The 24,445-nt window shown below is 44.9% G+C and carries 20 protein-coding genes, 7 tRNA genes and 1 pseudogene; 5 read left to right on the top strand and 23 right to left on the bottom strand.

What is annotated here, in order from left to right; translation table 11 throughout:
• Positions 1–19: 19 nt before the first annotated feature.
• The 8 genes from DXA13_RS05905 to DXA13_RS05870 form a co-directional block, all read right to left on the bottom strand.
• On the bottom strand, positions 20–1,393 hold the full coding sequence (locus DXA13_RS05905; protein ID WP_118242408.1) for a V-type ATP synthase subunit B: 1,374 nt from the start codon (positions 1,391–1,393) through the stop codon (positions 20–22).
• Complete coding sequence (locus tag DXA13_RS05900) at positions 1,394–3,163, bottom strand: V-type ATP synthase subunit A (RefSeq protein ID WP_118242406.1); 1,770 nt, start codon at positions 3,161–3,163, stop codon at positions 1,394–1,396. It abuts the gene before it with no gap.
• Between the two features lie 28 nt (positions 3,164–3,191).
• Positions 3,192–3,512, bottom strand: coding sequence for a V-type ATP synthase subunit F (locus DXA13_RS05895; protein WP_118242404.1), 321 nt, complete (start codon positions 3,510–3,512; stop codon positions 3,192–3,194).
• Complete coding sequence (locus DXA13_RS05890; protein WP_118242402.1) at positions 3,505–4,479, bottom strand: V-type ATPase subunit; 975 nt, start codon at positions 4,477–4,479, stop codon at positions 3,505–3,507. The genes DXA13_RS05895 and DXA13_RS05890 overlap by 8 nt, the downstream gene beginning before the upstream one ends.
• Positions 4,480–4,499: 20 nt before the next feature.
• A complete protein-coding gene (locus tag DXA13_RS05885; RefSeq protein ID WP_243008998.1) occupies positions 4,500–5,099 on the bottom strand; it encodes a V-type ATP synthase subunit E in 600 nt (199 codons plus the stop codon).
• Between the two features lie 23 nt (positions 5,100–5,122).
• The gene (locus DXA13_RS05880) at positions 5,123–5,590 is read right to left on the bottom strand and encodes a V-type ATP synthase subunit K (protein ID WP_118242400.1); all 468 of its coding nucleotides are present in this window, start codon (positions 5,588–5,590) and stop codon (positions 5,123–5,125) included.
• Positions 5,591–5,594: 4 nt separating this feature from the next.
• Entirely contained in the window at positions 5,595–7,607 is a 2,013-nt protein-coding gene (locus DXA13_RS05875) for a V-type ATP synthase subunit I (protein ID WP_118242398.1), read from the bottom strand.
• A gap of 114 nt (positions 7,608–7,721) precedes the next feature.
• Positions 7,722–8,030, bottom strand: a complete 309-nt coding sequence (locus tag DXA13_RS05870; RefSeq protein WP_118242396.1) for a hypothetical protein — start codon at positions 8,028–8,030, stop codon at positions 7,722–7,724.
• A gap of 428 nt (positions 8,031–8,458) precedes the next feature.
• On the opposite strand from DXA13_RS05870, the gene DXA13_RS05865 reads away from it, so the two are divergent.
• Together DXA13_RS05865 and DXA13_RS05860 are read left to right on the top strand one after the other, a co-directional pair.
• Positions 8,459–8,911 carry a tripartite tricarboxylate transporter TctB family protein gene (locus DXA13_RS05865; RefSeq protein WP_118242394.1) on the top strand — a complete coding sequence of 151 codons (453 nt, stop codon included), beginning with the start codon at positions 8,459–8,461 and terminating at the stop codon, positions 8,909–8,911.
• Between the two features lie 22 nt (positions 8,912–8,933).
• Positions 8,934–10,430: a tripartite tricarboxylate transporter permease gene (locus tag DXA13_RS05860; protein ID WP_118242392.1), complete on the top strand. Its 1,497-nt coding sequence runs from the start codon at positions 8,934–8,936 to the stop codon at positions 10,428–10,430.
• Between the two features lie 205 nt (positions 10,431–10,635).
• Here DXA13_RS05860 and DXA13_RS05855 read toward each other — a convergent pair whose 3' ends face one another.
• Both DXA13_RS05855 and DXA13_RS05850 read right to left on the bottom strand, forming a co-directional pair.
• On the bottom strand, positions 10,636–11,082 hold the full coding sequence (locus DXA13_RS05855) for a DUF6773 family protein (protein WP_118242390.1): 447 nt from the start codon (positions 11,080–11,082) through the stop codon (positions 10,636–10,638).
• A gap of 20 nt (positions 11,083–11,102) precedes the next feature.
• Complete coding sequence (locus DXA13_RS05850; protein WP_243008997.1) at positions 11,103–11,261, bottom strand: helix-turn-helix transcriptional regulator; 159 nt, start codon at positions 11,259–11,261, stop codon at positions 11,103–11,105.
• A 315-nt stretch (positions 11,262–11,576) separates the two neighbouring features.
• Here DXA13_RS05850 and DXA13_RS05845 point away from each other — a divergent pair, with 315 nt between their 5' ends.
• Entirely contained in the window at positions 11,577–11,960 is a 384-nt protein-coding gene (locus tag DXA13_RS05845; protein WP_118242385.1) for a hypothetical protein, read from the top strand.
• 152 nt (positions 11,961–12,112) lie between these two features.
• Here the strand turns inward: DXA13_RS05845 and DXA13_RS05840 are convergent, their stop codons facing one another.
• From DXA13_RS05840 to fliB, 8 genes are all read right to left on the bottom strand, one after another.
• On the bottom strand, positions 12,113–14,461 hold the full coding sequence (locus DXA13_RS05840; RefSeq protein WP_118242383.1) for a S8 family serine peptidase: 2,349 nt from the start codon (positions 14,459–14,461) through the stop codon (positions 12,113–12,115).
• Positions 14,422–14,730, bottom strand: coding sequence for a hypothetical protein (locus DXA13_RS05835; RefSeq protein WP_118242381.1), 309 nt, complete (start codon positions 14,728–14,730; stop codon positions 14,422–14,424). The genes DXA13_RS05840 and DXA13_RS05835 overlap by 40 nt, the downstream gene beginning before the upstream one ends.
• Before the next feature lie 131 nt (positions 14,731–14,861).
• Positions 14,862–15,680, bottom strand: coding sequence for an SseB family protein (locus DXA13_RS05830; RefSeq protein ID WP_118242379.1), 819 nt, complete (start codon positions 15,678–15,680; stop codon positions 14,862–14,864).
• 288 nt (positions 15,681–15,968) lie between these two features.
• Positions 15,969–16,040: transfer RNA gene (locus DXA13_RS05825), tRNA-Gly, on the bottom strand.
• Between the two features lie 43 nt (positions 16,041–16,083).
• A tRNA-Gly gene (locus DXA13_RS05820) sits at positions 16,084–16,154 on the bottom strand.
• A 45-nt stretch (positions 16,155–16,199) separates the two neighbouring features.
• Positions 16,200–16,272 (bottom strand) — tRNA-Phe (locus tag DXA13_RS05815).
• A 436-nt stretch (positions 16,273–16,708) separates the two neighbouring features.
• Positions 16,709–17,134, bottom strand: coding sequence for an acyl-CoA thioesterase (locus DXA13_RS05810; RefSeq protein WP_118242377.1), 426 nt, complete (start codon positions 17,132–17,134; stop codon positions 16,709–16,711).
• Positions 17,135–17,212: 78 nt separating this feature from the next.
• The gene (gene fliB, locus DXA13_RS05805; RefSeq protein ID WP_118242375.1) at positions 17,213–18,379 is read right to left on the bottom strand and encodes a flagellin lysine-N-methylase; all 1,167 of its coding nucleotides are present in this window, start codon (positions 18,377–18,379) and stop codon (positions 17,213–17,215) included.
• 111 nt (positions 18,380–18,490) lie between these two features.
• Here fliB and DXA13_RS05800 point away from each other — a divergent pair.
• Both DXA13_RS05800 and DXA13_RS05795 read left to right on the top strand, forming a co-directional pair.
• Positions 18,491–18,564: transfer RNA gene (locus DXA13_RS05800), tRNA-Val, on the top strand.
• Positions 18,565–18,582: 18 nt separating this feature from the next.
• Positions 18,583–18,655 (top strand) — tRNA-Ala (locus tag DXA13_RS05795).
• Between the two features lie 113 nt (positions 18,656–18,768).
• Here the strand turns inward: DXA13_RS05795 and DXA13_RS05790 are convergent.
• The 5 genes and pseudogenes from DXA13_RS05790 to ftsH all read right to left on the bottom strand — a co-directional run bounded on the left by DXA13_RS05790 (position 18,769) and on the right by ftsH (position 24,376).
• Positions 18,769–19,500 (bottom strand): hypothetical protein, encoded by a 732-nt coding sequence (locus tag DXA13_RS05790; RefSeq protein WP_118242373.1) that lies wholly within the window; start codon positions 19,498–19,500, stop codon positions 18,769–18,771.
• A 200-nt stretch (positions 19,501–19,700) separates the two neighbouring features.
• Positions 19,701–19,787: transfer RNA gene (locus tag DXA13_RS05785), tRNA-Leu, on the bottom strand.
• A 5-nt stretch (positions 19,788–19,792) separates the two neighbouring features.
• A tRNA-Tyr gene (locus DXA13_RS05780) sits at positions 19,793–19,874 on the bottom strand.
• A gap of 188 nt (positions 19,875–20,062) precedes the next feature.
• Positions 20,063–22,171, bottom strand: a complete 2,109-nt coding sequence (locus tag DXA13_RS05775) for a glycoside hydrolase family 13 protein (RefSeq protein WP_118242371.1) — start codon at positions 22,169–22,171, stop codon at positions 20,063–20,065.
• Between the two features lie 451 nt (positions 22,172–22,622).
• Positions 22,623–24,376 (bottom strand): annotated as a pseudogene (ftsH, locus tag DXA13_RS05770) (ATP-dependent zinc metalloprotease FtsH).
• Between the last annotated feature and the right edge of the window lie 69 nt (positions 24,377–24,445).

Raw genomic sequence — 24,445 nt, 5'->3', positions numbered from 1 at the left:
GGTAAATCACCTTCTTTCCTCAGTCTTTTCCATAATACAGGTCAAGGTATTTATCATCGATACGTTTCAGCTCACTCCTTGGAAGGATGGAAAGAAGCTTCCAGCCAATACGGAGCGTCTCTTCAATATCGCGGTTTGCCTCATATCCCTGGGATACATATTCTTTTTCGAATGCATCCGCAAATTTCGCATAAATAAGGTCGATATCGGAAAGAGCCGCCTCACCCAGGATAACCATGAGTTCCTTCGCCTCTTTACCACGTGCATATGCCGCGAACAGCTGGTTCAGCGTGTTGGAATGATCTGCACGTGTTTTTCCTTCACCGATACCTTTATCCTTCAGTCGTGACAGAGACGGAAGTACGTCGATTGGAGGTGTAATTCCCTTTCTGTAAAGCTCACGGCTCAGAATGATCTGGCCTTCCGTAATATAGCCTGTAAGGTCAGGAATCGGATGAGTTTTGTCATCTTCAGGCATAGTAAGGATCGGAATCATGGTAATAGAGCCTTTTTTGCCTCTCTGACGTCCCGCTCTCTCATAGAGGGAGGCCAGGTCCGTGTACATGTATCCAGGGTAACCACGGCGTCCGGGAACTTCTTTACGCGCTGCAGATACTTCACGAAGGGCATCCGCATAGTTTGTAATGTCTGTCAGAATAACAAGTACATGCATTTCCTTTTCAAAAGCCAGATACTCTGCAGCCGTAAGCGCCATTCGTGGTGTCGCAATACGCTCTACAGCAGGGTCATTTGCCAGGTTGATGAAAAGCACGGTTCTGTCGATAGCACCCGTCTCTTTAAAGCTTTCGATAAAGAAGTTGGATTCCTCAAACGTAATACCCATTGCTGCAAACACAACGGCAAAGGGTTCACTTGTTCCGCGTACCTTAGCCTGCCTCGCGATCTGCGCCGCCAGATTTGCATGAGGAAGACCGGAAGCCGAGAAAATCGGCAGCTTCTGCCCACGAACCAGAGTATTCAGACCATCAATCGCTGATACGCCGGTCTGAATAAACTCTTCCGGATAACTTCTTGCTGCCGGATTCATCGGGAGTCCATTGATATCTCTTCTTTCATCAGGAAGAATTTCCGGCCCCCCATCGATCGGACGTCCCAGACCGTCAAAAACGCGGCCCAGCATATCCTCAGAAACGCCAAGCTCCATAGTTCTGCCAAGGAAACGCACCTTGCTGTTGGAAAGGTTGATACCTGTAGAATTCTCGAACAGCTGCACCAGAGCGTCGCTTCCGTTTATCTCCAGAACTTTGCAGCGCCTCGTTTCACCGCTCGCCAGTTCGATTTCACCAAGTTCATCATATGTTACATTTTCAACTCCCCGTACCAGCATCAGAGGTCCGGCAACTTCTTGTATGGTTCTATATTCTTTCGGCATTTAGAAGTCCTCCTTCCCAAATACACCTGCGATCTCTTTCGCCAGTTCATCATTGATTGCCTGGTACTCGCTTTCGATGTTTTCATTAATCGTATACTTATAACGGCCGATTCGTTCACGGACAGCCATGTTAATAAGCTTATTAATCGGCGCCCCGTTTTCCAGAGCCTTTTTGGATTCTTTATAGAAGTCCAGAACAAGCTTCATCATCAGGAACTGCTTCCTCAGTGGAGTATAGGTATCGATTTCATGGAAAGAGTTCTGATGAAGAAAGTCCTCACGAATGGATCTGGCCGCTTCCATCTTCAGACGGTCTGTTGGAGACAATGCATCCATACCAACCATCTTAACGATTTCTTCCAGCTCTGCCTCTTCCTGCAGAAGGCTCATCATCTCCTGCCGGCATGTCATCCAGTCTTCTGATACATTTTCATTAAACCACTTGCCCATATTGTCTACATAGAGAGAATAGCTGGTCAGCCAGTTGATCGCCGGGAAATGACGCTTATATGCCAGAGCAGAATCAAGTCCCCAGAATACCTTAACGATTCGAAGCGTCGCCTGGGAAACAGGTTCAGAAATATCACCGCCAGGAGGAGAAACTGCTCCAATTGCAGACAGCGCGCCTTCACGCCCTTCTTTTCCGAGACAGATCACGTCTCCGGCACGCTCATAGAACTGTGCAAGACGGCTTCCCAGATATGCTGGGTATCCTTCCTCACCAGGCATCTCTTCCAGACGTCCCGACATCTCTCTCAGCGCCTCCGCCCATCGCGATGTGGAATCCGCCATCAGCGCTACCGAATAGCCCATATCGCGGAAATACTCTGCAATCGTAATTCCTGTATAAATGGAGGCCTCACGTGCCGCAACCGGCATATCAGAGGTATTGGCAATCAGAACCGTACGTTCCATCAGGGATTTCCCTGTTTTTGGATCCTTCAGTTCCGGGAATTCGTTCAGAACGTCCGTCATCTCGTTACCACGTTCGCCGCAGCCAATGTAGACCACAATGTCTGCCTCAGCCCATTTTGCAAGCTGGTGCTGGATTACCGTCTTACCGCTTCCGAATGGTCCGGGTACGGCAGCTACGCCGCCTCGGGCGATTGGGAAAAATGCATCGACCACTCGCTGTCCTGTTACGAGCGGAGTCTGCGGAGGAAGTTTTTTCTTATATGGACGGCCTTTACGCACCGGCCATTTCTGCATCATGGTCAGCTCTTTGTCGCCGTTTTCTGTCGTCACAACCGCAACCACTTCTTCTACGGTGAATTCTCCGCTCTTAATTTCTTTGATCTTTCCGCTTACGCCATATGGCACCATAATCCTATGCTCTACAATATCAGTTTCCATAACCGTTCCGATAAAATCGCCGGCTTCTACTTCATCACCCGGCTTCACAACAGGCGTAAACTGCCATTTCTTATCTCGTTTCAGGGACGGTACTTCAACGCCTCGTTTTAAGTTGTTGCTTCCCGTCGCCTTCATAATTTCATCCAAAGGACGCTGTATTCCGTCATAAATACTGGAAATAAGGCCCGGTCCCAGTTCAACGGAAAGCGGCACTTCCATAGATTCTACCGGTTCGCCAGGGCCAAGTCCTGATGTCTCCTCATATACCTGAACGGATGCCTCGTCCCCATGAATCTCAATTATCTCACCAATCAGACGCTGATTGCTTACACGTACCACGTCGAACATATTAGAATCGCGCATGCCCTCTGCAATAACCAGCGGTCCTGCTACTTTTTTAATCGTACCTATGCTCATTGGAAGGTTTCACCCACCTTTCTCTCTTCTAATTATTGCTGAACAGGATGTCTGAGCCGACTGCCTGTTCCACGGATTTTTTCACACCCTCAATTCCCTTGCCTGTATTCCCGGAAATTCCCGGAATCAGGATAATGGACGGCATAAGGCTGTCTTTGTAACGGGCAATCGCGTGACCGATTTTACCTGCCAGAGCTTCTGTTATATAAATTACCGCATAGCTGCCTGCCGCAAGGGATACCAGCTTTTTCTCTCCTTCTTCCGGTTCCGATACTGGAAATGTATCCAGTCCCAGCGCCGCAAAACCATAAATGCTGTCATAATCACCGAGTACTGCTATTTTATACATACATTTCCCTTATCCTTTCCCGGATCAGATCATCCGGAAGCTCATTAAGCTTACCTGTAAGAATGATTCGGACCGTTTTAATTTCATTTTCGCGAGCCAGCATATAGGCAACGAGCGGCCCTGCTGTAAATGGATTGTATTTCTGCGGTTTAATCGTCTCAATCAGCTGGTTGTCACACCACCGTTCAAAAGCCGATGGAGACTCTTTTAAGGCCTTTGCTCCTTCCGCATAAGGAGTACCTTCGAGATACTCACATATTGCATCAATGCCGGCAAGAGCTGCCATTGCAAGACGGTCTGTGGAAAGACTGTCGCAATGAGCCATTGCACGTTTCATAAATTCTAATGATTTCGCGGTTTTCTGTGAACGGACAGCAATTTTGATATCCGCCACGGCCACTGTGGATTCCGCATAATCGCGTATAATGGAATCCGAGGCACGCTTGCCTGCTCCATATACTGCTTCAAGAGCCGCCTTGTCCACAATGACATCACATAACTGTCCGTCCCTTGTATGGAGGAATGTCTCATAGGCTTCTTTTGCTGCCTCCCTCATGTTTTCAGGAAGCGCTTCCCAGTCATGTTCGGATACGATCCTCACCATCTCCGTTCCATCAATCGCACAGTCATCAAAATAAATGCTGCCGTGCTGATCCGAAGTCACGGTTTCTTTAATTGCCGCCTTCAGATTGTGAAACAGATTCGGGTAGGAAAAGACATTCAGGATCTCATCATCGCCTTTCATCAGTTCCCTGATTACCCTCCATGTCTTTTCACGCTCTTTGGAAAGCATGGCTTCTGCCTCCATCGGAGTGTCCGTATCTCCCCATCCCTTCTCGGTCAGAAACTGCAGACAGCTCTCATATGTCTTCATAGCCATCAGCTGTTCGATAGTTGTAGAAGAAAACAGAGACATCTCCATCGCACGGATTCGTGCAACCGCATAGGTATATTCCACACCAGACATGTTAAAAACCTCCTTTTCGGTCACACATTATGCGAACAGCAAACTATGAACTTTATCAGAAAGTTCATCTTTCTGGCGCTTAAAAGCGCCTTGAACGAACAGTTTTCCTCTACACCGCCATAGACGAGAATAAAGCCTCCGTCAATATCTTTTGATTCATGGGATAATGTAAGTTCTCCGCCCTTTTTCTCCGCAGCTTTTTTAATATCTGCTTCGAATCCTGAGGGCATTCTGCTTAAATCTCTCTTTGAAAAATAAATCTCACCCGACTTTGCCAGGGTAAATTTATCCAGCATCTTCTTAATCAGCTCGAAATATTCACCATCTTCCTTTTCAAGAAGAGACTGATATGCCTTCTCAAGCATCTCTGCAATCACCTGCTGCTTCGCAAGCAGAACTGCCTGACGTTTCTTAAGCTCTGCGGAAGATTGAATCCGTTCCATATATACCTGACGTTTTTCATCAAGCTTCTTACGGTTCTCTTCTTCCAGTCTTCTGCATGCTTCATTTGATTCCGCCAGAATGGCTTGCGCCTCTTTCTGTGCTTTTGCAGTGATTTCACTGGCCTCTTTACCGGCATCATCCAGGATCTGACTTACAATCTTTTCCAGTCCAGTCATCCTAAATCTCCTTGTCAATCGAATTAAAGTGCACTTACTGCCAGAATAGATACCAGAAGCGCCAGGATCGCATATGTCTCAACCATGGCCGGGAACAGCATTGCCTTACCAAACTGATCCGGTTTCTTTGCAACAATTCCTATAGCTGCTACGGAAGTTCTTCCCTGATGTCTTCCGGAAACAAGACCTACTACACCGATCGGAAGGCAGGCAGCAAGGTACAGAAGACCTGTAGCAAGGCTCATATCCATCTGAGCGCCTCCGCCTAAAAGGCCGATCTTGGAAAGTGCAATAAATCCTACCAGAAGTCCATAGATACCCTGTGTACCAGGAAGAAGCTGTAAGATCAGAACCTTGGCAAATTTGCTTGGATCTTCTGTTACTACTCCTGCTGCTGCCTGTCCTGCAACGCCTACTCCGTAAGCAGAACCCATACCTGCCAGAATTACTGCCAACGCAGCTCCTAATAATGCAAAAACAATACCGCTCATAAATTTAATCCTCCTTAATTTCTATATACTTTGTATTTTCTTTAAACGGGGTGAACATCTTTCCTCCGCCTTCATAAAACTTCCCAAAGAACTCTACGTACTGCAGACGGCATGTGTGTACGTATGCACCCAGCAGATTGATTGCCAGGTTGAATGTATGACCGCCTATAAAGACAAGAATAAATACAATTGCTCCCAGGATACCGCCTCCTGCCATACTTCCCATCTGGTTGATAACAGAAGCGATCACTCCCGTTGCCAGGCCCAAAGCCAGAAGTCTGGAATAAGATAAAACGTCTGAAAGCCATCCCGTAATGTTATAAAGGTCATACGCGCCGAGAGCTATACGGAGAGCAGGATTCTTACTGCTTCTGCCGGACATGAGAAGAATTCCCACCGCACCTGCAATTGCAAGGAATTTCGCCAGCGCATTAACCGCTGCCGGAAATACGATCTTAACCTGAGCAATCGAACTGAATAAATCAGTTGGTATAAGAATCAGGATCAAACCGGTGAGAAGCATATACCACAGCACTACATCACAGAAGAAATCCAGGTATTTCTTATCCTTAATCAGCATATATCCCTTGAGTCCGACTCCCAGGTACAGATGAATTACGCCGAACAGCATAGAATATACAAGCATTTTCATCGGATCATTCAACGGCACAAACCACAGCGCCGGTATCGAAACGTCCCGTCCGAAAAATGTCTTTGCGACAACATCCACTGCGTCCCCGAAATAACCTCCGAATAAAACTCCCCATACCAGAGTAGAGATGCCGCAGTACATAAAAAGCCTGACGGACTTTTTTAAGTTCCCGTCCATACGAGGGAATTTTTTCAGAGCCAGGAAACAGGCCAGAAAGACAATCAGTCCATAAGCTGCATCCGACAACATAAGTCCAAACAGGAAAATGTAGCATACGCTCATTATGGTCGTAGGATCCATCTCGCCTTTTGCAGGAAGGCCAAAAGAAGCCGTAACGCCTTCAGCCGAAGAAGCAAACGTACTGTTTTTCAAAAGCACAGGCGCCTCTTCGTCTTCATCTATCTCTTCCTTTTCAAATACAAGATCAAAACGGCCTGTGAGCTTTGCTTCCAACTTCTCCACGGCTTCCAGAGGAACATAGCCTGTTACGAAAAAGGTTTTCTCCGATTGTAAAAGGCCTCCCAGCACGTCATATTTCTGTGCCCTGATCCGGAAATAATCAGATACCATTCTGAGGTTCTCACGGCTTTTCTCATAAGCTTTCAACCTGTTTTCCGTAGTATCGATCTCCTCTTTCAGCTTATCAGCCTGCATGCTCAGATCCTGTTTCAAAGCGGAAGGAACCTTGTCCACCGCCTGTGCAGGCTTTGCAAATCCTGAAGCGCGCAGCGCATCCTCTACCCTGGAGGCGTCTTCTTTCAGGCAAACTGCCGCGATACATGTCTGGTCTTTATCAGAACCGACAACATGTATGTCCAGCGCCTCAACGTCGGGTATCCGTTCTGCTGCAGCCTGATAGATCTCCTCCAATGTCACCGCTCCGGTCATAGTGCCAATAAGAACCGCACACTTTTTCGTACTCGGGCATCGGATCGGCACATCCAGATTCATCCACGGGGCAAGGGTTTCAATCTGACTTTCCAATTTTACAATCCCAGCTTTATCCTCTGCGATCTTCTTATGGAAAGCTACAATCTGCCTTGCATCTTCCATTACTGAAGAATTTCCTTCCCGAATCGCTTCAAATGCTGCCGCATCTGTCAGTTTTTTTCCTTCCAGACCGGACAGCAAGGACTTCTTCTCCGGAACATAGCTCTGCAGTATCTCCAGCGCCTGGTCGGCCATCGCCGCATTTTTCTCAAATAACTGCCTGGAAGTCATGGTATCCATCTTTTGCAGACCCCCATCTTCCACGTCCGGCTGGGCAATTTCCATCACGCCGGAAGCCTGCAGAAGTTCCAGAATCGCTTTCCTGTTTTTCTTCAGGCCGCAGATACTGATTTTCTGCATCGGTAATACTGCCATGCACACATCCCTCCTATCTTTTTATATTTTTTGTCTGATCCGTTCAGTCTATCTCTCTAATATTGAATCATCTAATAATAGAAACGAATCGCTTCCACCATTAATGTGCTCATATTAAATGAGCTCAGAGATTATCATCTCAACTGCAGAATCCGACTTCTTTAATGCTTCCTCTCTTAAGACAGCGATTTCCTGTTCCGCCTCTTTCAAGGATTCCGTAAGATACTTTTCTCCTTCTGCTTCCAGGTCCCGGTCCGTCTGTGCTGCCTTCTCCCTGGCTTCGCTGAGCATCTTATCTTTTTTTGCTTCTGCCTCTTTCTTGGTTTCATCAATCAGAGACCTTCCCTTTTCAGAAGCCTCTTTAAGCAGTTGATCAGCCTTCTGTTCTGCCTCTTTTACAGCCTGAATCGTCTCTTGAACCATCCCATCACCACCTTACTTATATTTTGGCATATACATTCGTATTATACCCATTTTTTTTTCGTTTGTCCACATGGTTGACCACCTTTTCTGGATATTTTTAACAATTTTCCAATCCTTTATTTCGACATATTACACAAATACGTCAAATTCATTCCGTTTCAAATTAACATTTTTGTAACGGCAGGTTTTTCCTGATTTTCTTACGTTTTTCCTCCCTTTTTCGCGAAACATTCGTTTCATTTGAAACTCTATGAATCTTTTTGAAACGTAAAAACGGCGTTAAAATTCACTTTTGGCCGAAATTATTGGACATTTTTACTATAGACAAATTATTTCGATTATTGATATTTTCCAAAATTAGTTCTGATCTGTTTTTGGCACAGTCTTTGCAATAATAGTTGGCATAACATGAAAGAGAGGTATGACGTATGAAAAACATCCAAACCAAATTTGCAATCCCCGTCGCTACGGCTCTCGTCGGCGTCGTGTTCCTAATCCTCGGTGTCTCACAGCTGGGATTCTGGGACCCCACAAACGGACCGGGACCGGGATTTTTCCCATCCCTAGTATCTGTTGTTATTATTCTTTCAAGTATTCTGGCCTTCATACAGACTTTGAAAGATGATTCTGAAACTGCTCCATATAAGAAAGAAGAACTCCTCGTTATCGCTGCCGGAGCCGGAATTATTGCCGGAAGCTTTATTATAGGACTGATTCCCAGCTGTTTTGCATTTGTCATCATCTGGTTGAAAGTCTTTGAAAAGGCAACCTGGAAAGCCACGCTGATCGTCCTGGCCATCGCCGCATTCATTTCTGTAGGCGTCTTTGATTACTGGCTGGGAATCGGATTCCCTATGGGCATATTTGAAAATTTCTTATAAATATAACAGGAGGTATTAAAACATGAATACATTTGAACTATTAATGCAGGGCTTTCAAACGGCCCTTACATTCCAAAATATAGGGGCCGCCGCGATGGGCGCTCTGCTCGGCCTTATCGTAGGAGCAATGCCTGGTATCGGATCGTTGGCAGGCGTCGCGCTTCTCCTTCCCCTGACTTATAAATTCAATCCGACAACGGCCATCATCATGCTTGGCGCTTTGTATTATTCTAATATGTACGGCGGAAGCTTCAGTGCCATCCTTCTCGGTATCCCAGGCGACTCCCCGGCAGTGTGTACCACTCTGGACGGTTTCCCTATGGCAAAGCAGAAAAAACGGCCCGGCCAGGCGCTCTTTACCGCCGATATGGCCTCATTCATCGGTGGAACGATTGGTATTATCATATTAACTTTTACAGGCCCTGCCCTGGCAAACCTGGGCTTAAAATTCGGCCCATCCGAAATGACTGCGGTACTTTTAATCGCAATGACATCCATCAGCTGGCTGGTAGGCGAAAATCCGACACGAGGCGTTGTCATCACCATGTTGGGCATTCTTTTGGCAAGTATGGGCATGGATACACTTTCCGGCCTTCCAAGATATGACTTCGGTAACATGTATCTTCTGGGCGGTATTCCGTTTACTCCTTATATCATCGGTTCTGTCGGCTTTTCCCAGGTGATCAAGCTTGTTAATGAAAGAAATTCTTCTAACCAGGCAGTTTCCGCCAAGCTTACAATCCGCGGCAGCCTTCTGACCCTTCACGACTTTAAGCGCCTTCTGCCTCCTGCTTTAAGATCGGGCTTTATGGGAACTTTTGTCGGCGTTCTTCCAGGAGCCGGAGCTACAACAGGTTCGTTTATGGGCTATGCAATGCAGAAAAAGTTCAAGAGCGAAGAACCGCTGGGTACAGGCGCAATTGAAGGTATTGCAGCTGCCGAAGCCGCAAATAATGCCGCTGCTGCAGGCGCTTTTGCACCGCTGCTTGCTCTTGGCATACCAGGTTCCGGTACAGGCGCCGTCCTCTTAGGCGGCCTTATGATGTGGGGATTGAATCCAGGCCCGCTTTTATTTACAAAATCACCTGATTTTGCGTGGGGTCTGATCGCTTCCCTGTTCCTCTCCAATATTTTGACATTAATCGTTGCTTTAGGAGTTATTCCATTCCTGATTAAGATATTATCCGTTCCGGTTAAATACATGATTCCGATTATTACCGTTGTCTGCGTTGTCGGTTCATTCAGTACGAGCAGTTCTATTTACGGCGTTATCATCATGTTCCTTTCCGGACTTGTAGGTTACATACTCGATAAAGGCGGTTATCCGACGGCTCCAATGCTTTTGTCCTTCGTACTCGCACCGCTTCTCGAGACAAATGTAAGAAAATCATTTATTATTTCCAATGGAAGCATCGATATTTTCTTCACACGGCCAATTACCTGTGTCCTGATGCTCGTTTTGATCGCTGTTGTTGCCACCCCAATTATCCGCACCGTTCTGAAAAAAGGCAAAAAGTAAGACGCTGCAGGATACCATTACGAAATACCAAGTCCTGTTCCTTTAGGCAGGCAGGGAAAAAGGCCGCCTTCGCTGCAATCGGAGACGGCCTTTTCTATATTTTATCTTCGCATTTTATCGTATCATTTTATCACTGCGATTTAGCACATTTTCATACATTTACACATTTGTTACCGGCGTTCCCGTCTCTATGGACCCGCCGCCGTTATTTCGAATCCGGATCGTCATACTCTTTTTCCATTCTGTCCTTTCTTCGTCCCTCTGCTCTCTGCGTCACAATAAAAACCACCACAAACAGCGTAATATATACAGCAATAAAAGTCAGCCACTTATTCAGATCGGCCTGGCCGCCTCTCAGCGCCATCCCCGCTATCGAGACGCTGATAACAGCCGCGCATACTATAAAAATGGTCATAGCCGTTTTTTTCGCCGTCATCTTTTCTGCCGCAAAACTAACTTCCCGGGCTCTGGCCCGAATCTGCATGTAAATAGGAGAACCGATCATAATAATATACTCCAGTATACAATCTTCCAGCCCTTTATGAAAAAGTAAAAATTTTACCAGATAGGATATCACGGAAGCAACGATCATCAGCCGCGCCATCTCACTATATATGATATTCATCTCCTGTTTCAGTCTTTCATCCTTCATACCTGTACCTCCTATACGGTTTATTCTTCCCAAAACAATTCGTCCAGCGTCTTATGAAGAGCTCTGCATATCGCGATACAGAGATTCAAAGTCGGATTATACTTGCCGGCTTCTATCATTCCAATCGTCTGCCTCGTCACTCCAACAAGTTCTGCCAGCTGCTCCTGCGACAAATCCATCGAGGCCCGGCCGCCTTGAGCTTTAGATTCTTCAGTTCCTCCACCTCTTTTCAACGGCATGATGACTGCCGTTTACATTTTAGTTTCATTACCTTTCATTCACTATCTATATGACATATTATAATATATTATTTACAAAATGTCAAATATATATTGCATTTCTGATATATCCATCGTATTAGGAGGTAAATAACAGCCCAAGAGTCCCGTTTGTACTGCAAATGTCCCGTTTTTCTTTGCTTTTCGTAGGAAATATAGTTATAATAGCATTACAGGTTTCTATGAAATAAGCGTGTCTGAGAGGAGATTTCAATTATGCCCAATATGTTCGGAATCACTATAAAATCAAAAGAAGAAAGAGAGCGGGAATATCAGGAATACGTCAGAAAAATTTTCCCCTTTGGTGACAGCCAGAAAGAGGCCGTACAGACTCTTTTAAAGGAGATCATTCCTGAAGAAAACGCCACAGATCTTCTCATGTACTACATACAGCTGAAGGAAAAGATTGCCGATCACCCTTCCATGACCCTTTATGAGGCCGATTCCAGCCTTCCCAAACGCGCCATACGGCCCCGCACCGTCCATGGACAGCCCCGCATTTTCGCCCTAATGGAAGCGGACCAAAAAATCGACGAGTCCCTGACATACCCCACCGCACAGGAGCTGATCGCCAGAGCTTCATTTTTCTCCGGCCGGTAATTTTATGCAAGTTGAATTTGAACGTGAAATGAGGATGCCATAAAGGCAAAACCAGAAACACCGCCAATACCAGCTCCAAAGCGACAGCCAAGTCGCTCCATCTGGTATTGGCGGTATTTTTCTTTTCTTTTTATCCGATCGAAAACGATTGATCATCCGATCTTCTGCAGCTCACTGCCGTCTTTTCTTATTCTGTATAAAATCTCCGGCTGTTCATCCCCATTTATCGGCCCCTTAAAATAAACCCACTCTCCAACTACGCTGATCGACCACCCCGCTTTAGGAACTGCTTCTCTGTCATTAGAAAATGTATAAAGAGGCACTGCTTTCTTTGTCCCATCCAGATCCATTTTATATAATCCATAATCATGATAACGCACCGGATAATAGGCATCGTCGCATTCCGCTCCTCCACAATAGTAAATCGTACCTTCGTCGATTACAGAAGGAGTCATGTACGCTTCTTCCAACAATATACTGTCAATGTTCCATTCATTACCGATATCATCCAATTCTACACATGACAAAAGGGAGGTAATTTCGCCGCTTCCCGTCTCATCGCTCATATATAACATTTTATTATCAAATATAAAATTGCCCGCTAACATGTCACTGCTTCTTCGGACTTCTTCATTTCCATTAATACCGACTGTATAATAGCTTGGATCAAGGCCTGATCCCAGACTATAATAACTGGCGGCAACAAATGACTGAAGTTTCTCTCCGTCTAAATTGTAGACGCTATGCATCGCATCAAAGCCTTCAGCAAACCCCCATCTGTATACTTCCTGGCAGTATATTTTTTTATTATAGATAGCGAAAGAGCTGATCTCCCCAATGTTGGGAATTAACTCTATTTTATTATTTCCATCTAAATTCATTCGGTAAAGAGAAGTATTCTTTTGAATCGTATGTATATAATCTGCAGACCCATACTGAGGCTGTGTCACATTCGTAACATTATCATTTCCGGCGATATAATATATATTTTTTAAATCCGTTATCACATCCCCCAAATATGATTCTTCTGCCAGTATTTCTTTTTTAAGAGAATTCAAGGAAATACGAATTAAACGACAGGTATTTTCTCCCCGCTCCACGCCATATAGATAACCTCGCATAACATTCAAACGTTCCAACGGCCCCAGGTAGATTCTTTCGGTCTTTCCACTTTTGGTTTCCATATGCCATACTGCCGAATTTTGAGTAAAATAAATGTCCTTATGATCTCCCGCTATGAATCCCCTGTTATTTAAATTCCCTTGGGAATTCCCATGGTAGTTCAGGGCTCTCTCTACAGACAGCCTGGCATTTACCATATGATACTTTTTCTGATTTCCCTCTGCTTCAACAGATGAAGAATTACCATCCACCAGCTTATTATAACTATTGCAGACAATATCCCTCACCTCAGCTCCCGTCAGCCCCGGATTAACCGACCAGACAAGAGCAGCAACGCCGCTAACTACCGGAGCAGCAGCAGACGTACCATCAAAATATCCGTAATTTTCCTGACTCCGTTCTATTTTTGTCGTCCCTATGGTCGTATAAATATCCCTTCCCGGGGCTACGATGTCGACTTGATCTCCCCAACAGGATTGCCATTTAGCCTTTTCCGTACGCACCTCACACAAACGATATCCTTCATCAATCTGCTCCGCAGCGCCCACGACAATTATCCTGTCCAAAATATCCTGTTTAGAAAATTCACCTACAGAATCTATACAATTCTCGTCATTCACAGAACAGAAGTCCATCGTGTAAAAGGCATCTCTCCCTTTATTTCCGGCGCTTTGTACAATAATGAAGTCATGGTAATAGTCCAACAGCTTACCTAGCGACAGTGAAAATAGTCTGGCTCGTTCATCGCATATATTCTTACCTATTTCTTCACCAGTGTAACCTAGCGACAGATTAAGTATTTTTGAATCTGAATTCGCAACAATATTCCATAAGACCGATATCCTATCAGACGATTTTTCAAATTTTATTTTTTCTCCCCCATTGTCCGGCATTTTAACGACGTAGGCAAAGCTATAACAATACAGATCGGCATTTTCAGCAACTCCTCTGATCTGAATACCGTTTGAACGTTTTGCGCCAATGACTCCCGCTACAGAAGTTCCATGATTTAATTCCCCTGTTGAACTGTCCGCTTTTTTCCCTTCATTGTTATTTTCTTCATTTAAAACAGTCAGGTCTAGATTTGGATGTTCATCGTCAAAAAATCCATCTATAATTCCTACATCTATTTCACTAAAATATTCTTCATATTCCCAGGCAGACTCTAATTCAATCGCCTCTCTCCACCAGCTGTTACGTTCAATTTCATCATTTATCACTCCTTTTTCTACAGAATAACCGCCAGGGCTGCTCCCTGACATTTCGTTTACCATATCGTATGAGACAAACATCACTTCATCGTGCTCCATTAATTGACGCGAAGTTTTTTTAAGCGTCTCTAAATCGGATTCCTCAATCTCAATCTGATAATAGTCCATTGAGGGATAAAACCAACGATCTTTCCGCCTACGGAATGAATAATATCCTTTTTGTCGCTATCCTCTATCCCCGGCTCAAAATAGACAAGAAGAACATTGTCTACATATCGAATCCCGGTATCTGCATCAACCTTTATATACTCTTCTTCAAGAGTATATGTGGTATTTTTGAATTCATCTGTTTTCACCTCTCTGTTACAGGCGCTTAATAATGCTGAAATTAAAATAACGCATCCTGATAATCCTCCACATTTAAAATGCCAATTCATATACCGGCCTCCAACCATTCGATTCTTTAACAAACGTTTTTTGTTTCATAGGACGTTTTTTCTTAATAAAATAAAAAATTCGCACATGAATTTACCTGCTGTCATCCATGTGCGAAGTCTAAATTAATTATTTATTTTTCCTCTGTTTTATTCTCAGCTTTTCCTACATTATATTCCTTTGAAACCTTCTGTATCTGTTCTCTCGAAAGAACAAGGTTAAAACCGGCGGGATTCACCACATAACCCTTAGCCTCTTTCGCCAGCATCCGCTCCAAATCCGCAAAGTAAAGATTTGATACTCTGTAATTCTGGGCATTTGCACCTGCATATTTACGGAACTCCGCAAAATCAGAACAAATTGGCTGATACAAATCTCCCTCTTTCGTCTTCATGAAAGGAATGCGCAGGTTTGCCGTGCCGTCCTCCCCTTTCTCCGAGTCCTCAAGAGCCAGAATAAAACGAGATTTTATAAGATTTACAACCATTTCTTCTTCCAGTTCTCTCAGCCTAGCCACATCATGTTCTCCCGGCCTGCGAAGTTCCTGGACAAAATAGAGCACCGTCAATGTAAGCGTAGGATTCAGCACCGGAATTTTCTCCTTGCTGAGTTTTTCCATATCCGGCTTCGGAACCAGCTGATCTACTTCCAGCCTTGTCACCCCTGTCTCGTCGTTGAAAACGACAGCATTGGCAGCCAGCGCATACAGGCTTGTCAGGAATCCCTTCATCTGCTCCTTTGGTATCTTAAAGGGCTGAACCGGAATCTTCTGCTCCTCCTTTTCCTTTGCAAAACTGCGTACCCCCTCTTCCGTGGCGAATACATAGACCTGATCATCTAAAGTCTCCTGATCACACTCCACGAAGGGCATCCTTGTCAGCGGCGAAAACGCTGTATAGAAGCCATCCATCTTCTGAATCTTTTTTATTATAAACGTATTATCAACAGCCATTTTTTAAAATTCCTTTCCCGATCTCTTATCTTTCATTGTCCCTCATCAAATCCCTGTAGTCGATGCAAAATATGCCAAACGGATTTTGTGTCAAATCTATGAACTATTATATCACATATCTTTTAAAAAGTCTTCTTACTTTAAAAAAACAACATAAGATTTACGTGGAAAGATCTTCCTGAACTGCCTGTAAAACCTTACAATAACGGCGAAGACCATGGATGCCCGAAGCGATTACACAAAAGGCTGAAATCCCTTGTAAGTCAAGGAAATTTCAGCCTATGAAAGAGCGCGAGACGGGATTCGAACCCGCGGCCCCCACCTTGGCAAGGTGGTGCTCCACCCCTGAGCCACTCGCGCATAAAATCAAACATATTTAATTGTCAGGTGAATATTTCACCAAAGCGGGTGATGGGAATCGAACCCACGTATCCAGCTTGGAAGGCTGGTGTTCTACCATTGAACTACACCCGCAGATATTATTACTTTAGAAAATCAACGCAATTTGCTGATTTACAGTGCCCAAAGCCGGAATCGAACCAGCGACACGAGGATTTTCAGTCCTCTGCTCTACCAACTGAGCTATCTGGGCAAATGCTTTTAGACATTTTGCAAAGGACATCGCCTTGCGGCAGCTCCTCAATCGACTGCTGTCTTCCGCAACAACATGGACAATTTTACAGGAAAACTTTAAAATTGTCAAGGACCTTTTCTCAATTTTTTTATATTTTTATTTCGCTCAATCCCACGCTTCATTAAAGCAGACAAAAATCGGCCTGACCTGACGTTCCAGCCGCCGCAACCAGTTCCGCACTTATCCTGTAGATCACTATTATTTGTTACAAACGAAAACACCGCCTGCTTTATAAGATATGAAAGTCGTGTAAAAAGAAGCAGGTACGGCTCCGAACCAGATTTCATTTAACAGTTTGACCGCTGCCTTTAAATGAAATCCGGCATCGGAGCTCATATAATACCACGTACGGTATACTTCATCCTCAACACAGCCGATATCTACTTATAAAATTTTATTCTTCTGCCTCACTGCACCTGCGGAACAGATCATCTACGAGAAAATACTTTTTCTTAAGAGAGACAGGCTTGCCGTCTTTCGTAAGGAAACAGTGGCGCGTCTGCCCTACACAGCGCAGTTCCCCCGTCTCCTTGTCCATAACCGTATATTCGATTGTCATACGGATACCATTATATTCGCGTACTATTGGAAGTACCTGAACCGTTTCACCAAAATGCGTCATGGATTTATATTCACACTGAACAGACAATACGGGAATGATAATTCCCTGAGCTTCCATCGTGTCGTATCCCATGCCCATCTGATCCATCATATCTGTCCTGGCCTCTTCAAACCATCGGATATAATTGCTGTGATGAATGATCCCCATTTGATCTGTCTCATAATACTGAGTCTTATGTTCATAAGGTTTAAATGCCATACGTTTGCCATCCTTTCTTACATAATGATGAAATGGATGTCTACAGACATCCACACACTCTAGTATAACATATTTTTTTTATAACGGCGCAATTATTTTAAAAAATGCGTCGCGAAAACTTTCATCGGTCCAGAATGCCTCTTCCAGGCGTTCCATATTTTCAGTGCTGTATTCCACCTCCCTCGAATAATCTTTTACCACCCGAATCTGCTCTTTCAGCGAAAACTCTCCTGTTTCCATCCATGTATAAATTCCTGTTATCCATATGACAAGACAACTGACGGCAGCCATCCCGGCTTTTGAAATAACATCCCTGTCGTAATACGATTTCAAAAAATAGCGATAAATAAAATACACGGCCAAATGTTCATATTCATACAGAAAGTCTTCGTAATATTTTCTGAAACTGAATTCCTGATCCAGCAGGGCCGGAAGCCTGTTCTCCAGGTCTCTCAGTCTTTTCGTCCAATTTTCATCAATGGCCTCCATCCCCTCATAAAACTTCAGCAATGTCCGGATCCCTCGCACTCTCTGCTCCTTTTGGTTCCCTTTTCCTTCCTGAAACGGCAGATCACTTTTTCCGAACCAGCTTCTCCTGTGCTCTGTATTTCGAAATGAGGCGGAAACCATTCTAATCATTTTCTCTGTTTTTTCTCCAGAATCGTTTTCATCCAGAATTACCTGAAGCTCTGTTGCCAAAGACAAGACGATTTCAAAACGTTCCCACAGGTTTCTGCTTCTGTCCTGAAGAATCCAGAATACGTTTTCTCTCGCCTCGTACAAAGCCTCCAGCAATTCCGGTTCATCCAGAAGCTCTTCATCCCCCTCTTCTTCTGATTCCTCTGTTTCTTCAAAGGCAAGAGGCGTCCTGTTCTGGAGCATCAGCCTGGCTGCTTCTTCACAGCACAGTCCCAGTCCAGCCTCTTTCAAATACCCGAACCATTCATAATAACGCGGATGTTCCCTGCATATCTCGCAGATGCTGTCATTTCCCATGGTCACGATGATATCGCAGAGATTTTCTTTATTCAGAAAGGGGCATCGTTCGTTTTTCAGAATAAAATGCGGCTCATCATCCGACGATATTGAATTGTGAAGTCGTCTGCCGAACATTCCCTCCGCCTTTCTATAACGCTCCATAGTCTCCATGTCAATATCAATTTCCCATCCAATACAGCAGTTATCGCTGCAGTCTGATCCAGTACAGCAAAAATCCTTAAAATAATCAGGCCGTCTTACTTTCATTTTCTTTTCCTCTCTTGTGGTTCATAACCATTCTTCTCATTTAAAGAAAGTCTGAATTTTTTTATTAATATCTATTTATTTTTTCTGCAATGGTGATATAATTAAAAATACGGAAGCATAGCTCAGCTGGGATGAGCGTTCGCCTCACACGCGAAAGGTCACGGGTTCGAGCCCCGTTGCTTCCATTAGTTCCATATGGATATGGGGCATTAGCGCAGTTGGGAGCGCGCAACATTCGCATTGTTGAGGTCGTGGGTTCGAATCCCATATGCTCCACTGGAAAGACATGAAAAACCGCTGCATACAGCTGAATAACAGCTTTTGCAGCGGTTTTTTATATATTCCTCACATCATCCATCTATGTCTTCAACGTCCCGCAATCCACAATCTTATTTTGCAAAACGAAGATTTTCCAAGATTACGTATGCAGAATCTCCCTGATCTGATGTCACACGCGCAGCCAGCTTAATCCTGGCATGGCCGACTATATCCACGTCAAATGCTTCCCCCTCTGTCTGGGGCGTCACCGTAGTGCTGTAAAGCAGCTTATTTGACTTCGCGTCATAGATATCCAGAACCACCTCCTGAGCAATTTCTCCAACGCTGCCTTTTGCCAGGGCGACCTTATCTGCTCTCAGGCGGGTATAACCGTTATTGTCGTACATGCAGTAGCAGCTTCCCCTGTCTTCCCTGCAGTTAATAGCAAACGGCTTCGTATATGTATTTCCCGCGGCATCCGTAATTGTATCCGGAAGATATACAAAATAAGCTACGCTGGCAGGTTCCAGAGAGGCTAAAGCTACGCTCTGATCCTGCACGCTTGTGCTGTCCTTTGTCTGAACTACGCCTTCCTGTATCCATTTTCCGCTTTCATTGACCTGTTTGCCGTCCGGAGTTGTAACTCCCGAAAGCATATAACCTTCTTTATCGAAATAATAACATTCTGCCGTTCCGTCTCCGTCCCCATCAATCCACTTCCAGCACTCTGCCGGATATGTACCGTCCCCGTTATCATACCACCATCCGGATCCATTCTGCTGCCATTCTCCTGCAAATGCAGGAATGGTCATTGCCAGTGTCATGCAACCGGCGGCCGCAAGTATCATTAATTTCTTTTTCATTAAAACCTCCGCCTTTCTCTGCCTCCCCGTCTCGTAATGAGGCTTTTATAGTAACTATCTTAACGCCTTCCCCTTTATAAGGCAAGTTTTTTTTCCTTCCAGATCATTCCAGATCGCCTTATGGTGCGTTTTGATTTTAAGACGGACTTTCCCCAAAAACAAAAAGACCGCAAACAGTTTGTCTGTTTACGGTTGTTAAATGCCGGCGACCGGAATCGAACCGGTACGGGAGGATAAGTCCCGCAGGATTTTAAGTCCTGTGCGTCTGCCAGTTCCGCCACGCCGGCATAAATGGATGGAGGTGGATTCGAACCACCGAAAGCGTCGCTAACAGATTTACAGTCTGCCCCCTTTGGCCACTCGGGAACCCATCCATATATGATAAGCATGAGTTAGTTTATCATAGCAAACGCAAAAAATCAAGCACTTTTCCTCAATTTTTTAGCAACAATTCAGCCCTCCTGAAATGAAAGAAGCTGAGACCAGCTGGAATCCTTGATTCTGTTCTGGTCTCAGCTTCTTTCCGGTAAAGCAGAATTCCGCGGTCATTTCCGGCCCGGTCTTACTGCCCTTCTTCCTTCTCAAGCTGCTCTTCCTGTACAATTCTGTCTGTCTTCAGATTACAGCAGTACAATACCGCGCTGTATCCACTCATACTGATCTCAAAAAATCCGTTTTTAATGTGTCTTTCCAAATGCCCTACATTATAGCCATACGGATATGAACAGACCCGCCTGGTTATAAAATGCTTATCAGTTATGCCCAGCTGCCAGACTGGTATTCTGATATCCTGGTCATCCTTCGCATTATTAATTATGATCACACAGCGTTCATCCCCATACATTCTGCCATAGGCAATCAAATTCTTGCCCGCCAGCAGTGGCTTGACAGATCCTTTTCTCAAGGCGCTGTTCCTCTTGTGTATCCCTATCAGATAGGTGTGGTAATCCACAAGCTCCGGATCTTCTTCACCCCACGGATACGTACGCCTGTTATCCGGATCGGTCCATCCGCACATTCCGGCTTCATCCCCATAATAGATCGTGGGAGCGCCCGGCCAGGTCATCTGGATCAGAACGGCTTCTCTGAAAACAGCAGGATTAATTCCCTCTGCTGCTGCCTCAGGACCGGCCGTAGCAATGCGGCCCACCTTTCGGTTCGTCCTTGTCAAAAAGCGGGAGTGGTCATGATTTGACAGTTCGTTCATAGCTGTCTGCAGGGACGGCGTCTGCATTCGGCTCATATTATATGCCATGGAGCTGAAGAAATTTTCTCCGTTTCCATCCAGATATTCATTGTATTCGTCGCTGTGTTTTTCCATACCGGTGAGAAACCACGATATCGGTTCCATAAATGCATCGTAATTCATCACCGTATCCCACTGGTCTCCCTGGAGCCAGCTGGCCGGATCGCCGTAATGTTCCGCCAGTATGATTGCTTCCGGATTCGCTTCTTTTACAACTTTTCTGAAATCACGCCAGAACCTGTGGTTGAACTCACTGCTATGACCCAAGTCAGCCGCTACATCCAGTCTCCAGCCATCCACATTATATGGAGGAGAAACCCATTTTCTTGCAATGTTCATTACGTATTCGTATAGCTTGGGCGATTCCTCGTAATTCAGTTTGGGCAGAGTGTCATGACCCCACCAGCCGTCATAATTTTTGTTATATGGCCATTCATCACTGAAAAACTTAAAGAACGTATGGTATGGGCTGTCCTTGTCCGTATAAGCTCCCGGCTCATAAATACCTGATTTTTCATAAATCCGTTCCCGGTCCAGCCATTTGTTAAACGACCCGCAATGATTAAACACACCATCAATAATTACCCGCATGCCGCGTAAATGAATTTCCTGTACCAGACGGGCAAAAAATGCGTTGCTCGCCTCCAGATTTCTCCTATTGGTCGTACGCAGGATATATCTGCTGGCCTTGGTATTATCCTTTTCTCCATCATTCAGCCTGCTGCCTCCGTCATTTACGATGACGCCAATATGGGGATCAATATAATCATAATCCTGACAGTCATATTTATGGTTTGACGGCGATACAAAAAGCGGATTAAAATAAATAACTTCTACTCCCAGCGTCTGAAGATAGTCCAGTTTGTCCCATACCCCCTGGAGATCTCCACCGTAGAATCTGGCAACATCCATGTCCTGCGGATACTCTTTCCAGTCAGAAACTCTGGTTACCGGATTGCCAATATAGATATATTCATTTGTGTCCACGTCGTTAAAGTGGTCCCCACGGCAAAATCTATCTACGTAGATCTGATATATTACAGCTCCTTTTGCCCATTCCGGCGTATGGAACCCTGGTGTAATGCGAAAGTCATAACAGTTCTGTATATCTGTTGTAATGCCCAGGCGGTTGTAATAACAGACTTCCTTTTCTCTTACCACCTGAAAGAAATAATTAACCGGCTCGTCCCCGATGAGAATCGCAAGCTCATAATAATCAAACAGCTCATCTGATTCGGCCTTCTTCATTTCGCTCTTTTTCGCATCTATACCTTCAATATAAAAGACCCCATCTGCATTATTTTTTGCCGTTCTGAACCGGATGATCACAGTATCTCCCGGATCCGGCTCAGCCGGTATTCTGTAATCATCTGTCTCATCTGTAAACAATGCATCCCTAATTAATTCTGGAGCCAAATAATCCATGCTTTATTTTCCTTTTCATCGATAATTTTCCGATCATACTACTTTTATTCTATACGATTAAACAAAAATATACAACATAAAAACAAAAAACTTGCCCCTTCCTCCCAGCCTGTACGGACATCCTGGGCTTTCAAATCCCTCTGATATTTACTGCTTCTCCTGCAACTCTTGCCTGTTCATTCCCGGTTTATACACCCTCAAAAGCTTTTCCAAAAAGAAAAGTAAAAGAGCCGGCGGGGTAGCCGGCTCTTTTAGGAGAAGGTATTTCGTTTCTTATGGGGTGTAGCAAAAACTATATAATGTATTGGGGGGGGGTTTACGTTAATTATAGTATCACATGTACAAAAATAAGTGTGCACAAACTTCATGTGATTTTAAATTATTTTTTATGCAAATATCCCTCGCTCTTTCTTATGTCCTTCCAAACCCCTATAAAAAATAAATAAAACCTTTACATTTCCTTCGAAAACAGGCCCTCAAATTCCTCCTGTCCTATCTTTTCCTTCTCAATCAAAAGGCTGCAGCAGGCATGAAGGACATCTTCATGCTCCTGTATAATTTTCCTGGCCTTATCGTAACACTCATCGATAATCCGTTTCACTTCGCTGTCGATTTCACTGGCCACACGCTCTCCGTAACTCTTTGTATGAGCCAGGTCACGGCCGATAAATACCTCATCGTCATCACTGCCGTAATTGATCATACCGATCTTTTCCGACATTCCATACTGTGTCACCATAGCCCTTGCAGTAGCTGTGGCCTGTTTGATATCCTGAGAAGCGCCTGTCGTCACATCGCCGAAAATCATTTCCTCTGCAATTCTTCCGCCCAATGCTACCATGATATTCTGCAGCATCTTATTTTTGGAATTGAATATTTCATCCTTTTCCGGAAGCGGCATGGTGTAACCGGCTGCTCCCATTCCAGTTGGAATGATGGAAATGGTATGAACCGGCCCTACATCCGGAAGGACATGGAATAAAATCGCATGGCCGGCCTCATGATAAGCTGTAATCTTCTTTTCCTTTTCGGAAATCACCTTACTTCTCTTTTCAGCGCCTATCCCTACCTTAACGAACGCACGGTCTATATCTTCCTGCTTAATAAATTTCCTTCCTGTCTTTGCAGCCAGAATTGCGGCCTCATTCATCAGATTTTCCAGATCCGCACCGGTAAATCCGGAGGTCGTCTGTGCCACACGCTTCAGATTTACATCCTCCGCAAGCGGCTTTTCTCCTGAATGAACGGCCAGGATTTCTTCTCTGCCCTTTACATCCGGACGGCCGACGGCAACCTTTCTGTCAAACCTTCCCGGACGAAGAATTGCCGGGTCCAGAATATCCACTCTATTTGTAGCCGCCATAACGATAATTCCTTCGTTGACTCCAAAGCCATCCATCTCTACCAGAAGCTGATTCAGCGTCTGCTCTCTCTCGTCGTGGCCTCCGCCCATGCCGGTTCCTCTGCGGCGGGCTACGGCATCGATCTCATCAATAAATACAATACATGGCGCATTCTTCTTCGCATCCTCAAAAAGGTCACGGACACGGGAAGCGCCGACTCCGACGAACATCTCAACAAAATCAGAACCGGATATGCTGAAGAATGGAACTCCCGCCTCTCCTGCCACTGCTTTCGCTAAAAGAGTCTTTCCTGTACCAGGAGGGCCTACAAGAATCAGTCCCTTCGGGATTCTCGCCCCTACGCTCGTATATTTCTGGGGGTTTTTAAGGAAATCCACGATCTCCTCTAATTCTTCTTTTTCCTCCTGAGGCCCGCTACTTTGCTGAAATTCACGCTACTTTCACGAGTCATGCGGGCCCGGCTCTTGCCAAAATTCATCATTTTTGCATTTGTACCGCCGCCCCCGGCTCTCATGTTCATAAACACAAAAATTCCGACAAATACGATTCCGGTAAGGACTACAGGAAGAATAACCGTCATCATATAACTTTCCTGTGGAACATTTTCCATCGTATAATCGATATCTTGTGTCTTCAGCATTTCTTCTATTTCACGGACATCAGAAACGTATGCGGAATACTCATCCTTTTGTCCTTTCATGCTCAGCACCACTTCTCCCGTGGGCGTCTCTCTGTTCGGTCTGATCGTAACGCTAACAACGTTTCCGCTGTCCAGCTTCTCCACGAGTTCCTTGCTGCTCATTCTCTCCACGAACATCTTGCTCGGCAGAACAATCGCCATGAAAAGCAGGAGCATCATAATCGTGATGAACCCAAAACCTCTAAATGATTGCTGTCTCAACTGGCTGCC

The organism is Clostridium sp. AM58-1XD (assembly GCF_003464085.1).
Lineage (GTDB): Bacteria > Bacillota > Clostridia > Lachnospirales > Lachnospiraceae > Lachnoclostridium_A.
Note: the sequence above shows the minus strand (reverse complement) of the source record. Positions and strands in the feature narration are given on the sequence as shown.

Bases quoted from the DNA above. Each gene is read 5' to 3' on its own strand.
- DXA13_RS05895 (WP_118242404.1), bottom strand. From the start codon at position 3,512: ATGTATAAAATAGCAGTACTCGGTGATTATGACAGCATTTATGGTTTT.
- DXA13_RS05850 (WP_243008997.1), bottom strand. From the start codon at position 11,261: ATGGATTTGTCGCAGGAGCAGCTGGCAGAACTTGTTGGAGTGACGAGG.
- DXA13_RS05875 (WP_118242398.1), bottom strand. From the start codon at position 7,607: ATGGCAGTATTACCGATGCAGAAAATCAGTATCTGCGGCCTGAAGAAA.
- DXA13_RS05790 (WP_118242373.1), bottom strand. From the start codon at position 19,500: ATGAAAAAGAAATTAATGATACTTGCGGCCGCCGGTTGCATGACACTG.
- DXA13_RS05905 (WP_118242408.1), bottom strand. From the start codon at position 1,393: ATGCCGAAAGAATATAGAACCATACAAGAAGTTGCCGGACCTCTGATG.
- DXA13_RS05860 (WP_118242392.1), top strand. From the start codon at position 8,934: ATGAATACATTTGAACTATTAATGCAGGGCTTTCAAACGGCCCTTACA.
- DXA13_RS05835 (WP_118242381.1), bottom strand. From the start codon at position 14,730: ATGAATTGGCATTTTAAATGTGGAGGATTATCAGGATGCGTTATTTTA.
- DXA13_RS05865 (WP_118242394.1), top strand. From the start codon at position 8,459: ATGAAAAACATCCAAACCAAATTTGCAATCCCCGTCGCTACGGCTCTC.
- DXA13_RS05890 (WP_118242402.1), bottom strand. From the start codon at position 4,479: ATGTCTGGTGTGGAATATACCTATGCGGTTGCACGAATCCGTGCGATG.
- DXA13_RS05775 (WP_118242371.1), bottom strand. From the start codon at position 22,171: ATGGATTATTTGGCTCCAGAATTAATTAGGGATGCATTGTTTACAGAT.
- DXA13_RS05880 (WP_118242400.1), bottom strand. From the start codon at position 5,590: ATGAGCGGTATTGTTTTTGCATTATTAGGAGCTGCGTTGGCAGTAATT.
- DXA13_RS05830 (WP_118242379.1), bottom strand. From the start codon at position 15,680: ATGGCTGTTGATAATACGTTTATAATAAAAAAGATTCAGAAGATGGAT.
- DXA13_RS05840 (WP_118242383.1), bottom strand. From the start codon at position 14,461: ATGGACTATTATCAGATTGAGATTGAGGAATCCGATTTAGAGACGCTT.
- DXA13_RS05900 (WP_118242406.1), bottom strand. From the start codon at position 3,163: ATGAGCATAGGTACGATTAAAAAAGTAGCAGGACCGCTGGTTATTGCA.
- DXA13_RS05845 (WP_118242385.1), top strand. From the start codon at position 11,577: ATGCCCAATATGTTCGGAATCACTATAAAATCAAAAGAAGAAAGAGAG.
- DXA13_RS05870 (WP_118242396.1), bottom strand. From the start codon at position 8,030: ATGGTTCAAGAGACGATTCAGGCTGTAAAAGAGGCAGAACAGAAGGCT.
- fliB (WP_118242375.1), bottom strand. From the start codon at position 18,379: ATGAAAGTAAGACGGCCTGATTATTTTAAGGATTTTTGCTGTACTGGA.
- DXA13_RS05855 (WP_118242390.1), bottom strand. From the start codon at position 11,082: ATGAAGGATGAAAGACTGAAACAGGAGATGAATATCATATATAGTGAG.
- DXA13_RS05810 (WP_118242377.1), bottom strand. From the start codon at position 17,134: ATGGCATTTAAACCTTATGAACATAAGACTCAGTATTATGAGACAGAT.
- DXA13_RS05885 (WP_243008998.1), bottom strand. From the start codon at position 5,099: ATGACTGGACTGGAAAAGATTGTAAGTCAGATCCTGGATGATGCCGGT.